Below are 3,381 nucleotides of genomic sequence, written 5' to 3' on the forward strand. Positions count from 1 at the left end.
CCCCGGTGCCCACGGCGTCCGCGCGGCGAGCCGTCTGCGCAGGCCCTTTCGAGTGTCGACGGAACGCATACGGGATACTGGTCGGGTGGCAGAGATCGAGGACGTCCTCAGGGTCGAGCGCATCGAGACCGACATCTATCGGGGCGGGGCCTTCGAGAGTCAGCTCCAACGCACCTTCGGCGGACAGGTTGCCGGCCAGGCGCTGGTCTCGGCGACACGGACCGTCTCCGACGAGTTCTCGGTGCATTCGCTGCACGGGTACTTCCTGCGGCCCGGCAACCCCGACATTCCCGCGGTCTTCCTCGTCGACCGCATCCGTGACGGCCGTTCCTTCGTCACCCGTCGCGTGACCGGAATCCAGAACGGCGAGGCCATCTTCACGATGTCGGCGTCGTTCCATGTCACCACCGACGAGGGCATCGAACATCAGGACCCCATTCCGCCCGCACCGGCCCCCGAGGACCTGCCCGACCGGCACGTCCTGGCCGGCGACGACGAAAAAGCGGTGTTCAAGGAGTGGGACAACTTCGACATCCGCATCGTTCCGGCCGACAAACTGGTCACCTCACCGTTCTTCGTCGCCCAGCAACGGGTGTGGTTCCGATACCGCAAACCGTTGCCGGATGATCAGACGATCCACGTGTGCACGTTGGCCTACATGAGCGACATGACCCTGCTCGGGTCCTCAAAGGTGCCCCATCCCGGCGTCGAACCCCAATCGGCGTCCCTCGACCACGCGATGTGGTTCATGCGAAACTTCCGCGCCGACGAGTGGCTGCTCTACGACCAGACGTCGCCGTCGGCGGGTGCCGGGCGCACCCTGACCCAGGGCCGCATCTTCGACCGGGCCGGACGGATGGTGGCCGCGGTGACCCAAGAGGGCTTGAGCCGGACCGGGCGCGTGATGCCCGCCGATCAGCACGCCCGGCAGAACCGGTGAGCGGCGCCCGACCTCGGATCGGGGTGCTCGCGCTCCAAGGTGACGTCCGCGAGCATCTCGCCGCGCTGACCGGTGCCGGCGCGCAGGCGTCCGCAGTCCGACGCCCGACCGAACTCGACCGGGTCGACGGTCTGGTGATCCCCGGTGGCGAGTCGACCACGATGAGCAAACTCCTGGGGATCTTGGAGTTGTACGAACCGCTGCGCGAGCGGCTCGCCGAGGGCATGCCCGCCTACGGCTCGTGCGCCGGGATGATCCTGCTCGCCTCCCATATCCTCGACACGCGACCCGACGCCCGGCATCTCGATGCCCTCGATATCACGGTGCGCCGCAATGCTTTCGGCCGTCAGGTCGAGTCCTTCGAAACCGACCTGGACGTCGAACACATCACCGAGGGCGGACCGTCGATGCGTGCGGTGTTCATCCGCGCGCCCTGGGTGGAGAAGGTCGGCGCCGACGTGGAGGTGCTCGCCCGGGTGCCCGGCGGCCCGGCCGCCGAGAGGGTCGTCGCGGTGCGGCAGGGCAATGTGCTGGCCACCTCGTTCCACCCCGAGGTGACCGGTGATCGGCGGGTGCACGCGCACTTCGTCGACATGGTGCGCGGTTGAGGCGGGTGGCGCGTCGGTAGAATCGATCTCCGACGTGTTCGACGAGTAGTGACGTGTTCCACAGAAGTCATGCCCGGATCTCCCCGTCAGGGGCTCCTCCGGTGCACGGGAAGGATCGGAAGAGCGTATGAGCGGCCATTCCAAATGGGCGACCACCAAGCACAAGAAGGCCGTCATCGATGCCAAGCGCGGCAAGATGTTCGCCAAGCTGATCAAGAACATCGAGGTCGCTGCGCGCACCGGTGGTGGTGACCCCGCCGGCAACCCGACTCTCTACGACGCGATCCAGAAGGCCAAGAAGTCGTCGGTGCCCAACGACAACATCGAGCGGGCCCGCAAGCGGGGCGGCGGCGAAGAGGCCGGTGGCGCCGACTGGCAGACCATCACCTACGAGGGCTACGGACCCAACGGTGTCGCCATCCTCATCGAGTGCCTCACCGACAACCGTAATCGCGCCGCCGGCGAGGTACGGACCGCGATGACCCGCAACGGCGGAAACATGGCCGACCCGGGGTCGGTGGCCTACCTGTTCACCCGTAAGGGTGTGGTGACGCTGGAGAAGAACGGTCAGAGCGAGGACGACATCCTGATGGCCGTGCTCGACGCCGGCGCGGAGGAGGTCAATGACCTCGGCGAGACGTTCGAGGTGGTCAGCGAACCGACCGACCTCGTCGCGGTGCGTACAGCATTGCAGGAGGCCGGCATCGACTACGAATCGGCCGAGGCGGACTTCCGTGCGTCGGTGGAGGTTCCCGTCGACGCCGAGGGCGCGCGCAAGGTGTTCAAACTGATCGACGCGCTCGAGGATTCCGACGACGTCCAGAACGTGTACAGCAATGTCGACGTCAGCGACGAGGTGCTCGCCGAACTCGACAGCTGAGGCCCCGCCAACGCAGCCGGCATCGGTTCAGCCGTCAACCGCTCAGCCCTCAACCCCGCAGCGCCGGCCGGTCCGGTTGGTCGTAGCGGACCTCGACGTCGGGGTCGGGTGCGTCGCGTTGATGGTCGAGCAACGGGTCGATCGTCCACTGCCGGTCGGACGGCGTCCTGCGTAACAGTGCCGCGCGACTCATCCGCAGCGCGATCGTCAGGTCCAGGTCGAGATCGTCGCGCACTACCATCTCACCGGCGATCAGAGTGATCTGGCCGGAGGCGGCATCGAGCCGTTGATCGCGAAATGACCTGTCGGAGAGTTCATCCCAGAGCCGCGGCAACCATCGTCGGTGGTCGCGGATACCGTCGAGTACCTCCCGGCGCAGCGCCGCGAAGTCGTACCACGAGGTGGTGAACGCCTCGGGGTCGTGCGGTCCCCATTCGAGCCGCAGCGAGGCCGGGCGGACGTAGTCGCCGACCCGGACGACCTCCGCCGCACGTCCGCGGGAGCGCAGCACCTCGATGACCCGCAGCGCCAACAGGTCCGGCCGGGCCGCCACCGCACCGTCGATCCCGACCACCGGTTGACCGGGCAGGGCCGCGCACCTCTCGGCGCACGTGACGACCAGGCCCTCGGGGTCGATCGGGCGGTAGGCGGGCACGGCCGTATTCTCCACGGTTCGGCCGTGTTCGTTCGCCACGGGTTGCCGTGTCGATCCCACTCTCTGTCGGTCGGCGTCGCTAGAATCTCGAACAACTGTTCGTTGTCGGTGGAGGAGTGTCGAGTGCGGGTGATGGGCGTCGACCCGGGGCTGACCCGGTGCGGGATCGCGCTGGTCGAGTCGGGGAGTGGTCGCAGTGTGACCGCCCTCGACGTCGATGTGGTCCGCACACCCACCGACATGGAACTCGCCCAACGCCTGCTCGCGGTGTACACCGCGGCCAGCCAGTGGCTCCACC

5 protein-coding genes are annotated in these 3,381 nt (G+C 67.5%); 4 read left to right on the forward strand and 1 reads right to left on the reverse strand.

What is annotated here, in order from left to right:
- The first annotated feature begins 85 nt into the window (after window positions 1-85).
- The 3 genes from B1964_RS09370 (at window position 86) to B1964_RS09380 (ending at window position 2,428) form a co-directional block, all read left to right on the forward strand.
- Window positions 86-940 carry an acyl-CoA thioesterase II gene (locus B1964_RS09370; protein ID WP_079929589.1) on the forward strand — a complete coding sequence of 285 codons (855 nt, stop codon included), beginning with the start codon at window positions 86-88 and terminating at the stop codon, window positions 938-940.
- A complete protein-coding gene (gene pdxT, locus B1964_RS09375; protein ID WP_079929590.1) occupies window positions 937-1,548 on the forward strand; it encodes a pyridoxal 5'-phosphate synthase glutaminase subunit PdxT in 612 nt (203 codons plus the stop codon). The genes B1964_RS09370 and pdxT overlap by 4 nt, the downstream gene beginning before the upstream one ends.
- Before the next feature lie 127 nt (window positions 1,549-1,675).
- Window positions 1,676-2,428 carry a YebC/PmpR family DNA-binding transcriptional regulator gene (locus tag B1964_RS09380; protein ID WP_006370213.1) on the forward strand — a complete coding sequence of 251 codons (753 nt, stop codon included), beginning with the start codon at window positions 1,676-1,678 and terminating at the stop codon, window positions 2,426-2,428.
- A gap of 49 nt (window positions 2,429-2,477) precedes the next feature.
- Here B1964_RS09380 and B1964_RS09385 read toward each other — a convergent pair whose 3' ends face one another.
- Window positions 2,478-3,098 (reverse strand): hypothetical protein, encoded by a 621-nt coding sequence (locus B1964_RS09385; protein WP_079929591.1) that lies wholly within the window; start codon window positions 3,096-3,098, stop codon window positions 2,478-2,480.
- Window positions 3,099-3,206: 108 nt separating this feature from the next.
- On the opposite strand from B1964_RS09385, the gene B1964_RS09390 reads away from it, so the two are divergent.
- Window positions 3,207-3,381 (forward strand): crossover junction endodeoxyribonuclease RuvC (locus B1964_RS09390; protein ID WP_172398795.1); only part of this gene is annotated, 175 nt, incomplete at its 3' end.

Source organism: Gordonia sp. i37 (genome assembly GCF_002043085.1).
Classification (GTDB): domain Bacteria; phylum Actinomycetota; class Actinomycetes; order Mycobacteriales; family Mycobacteriaceae; genus Gordonia; species Gordonia polyisoprenivorans.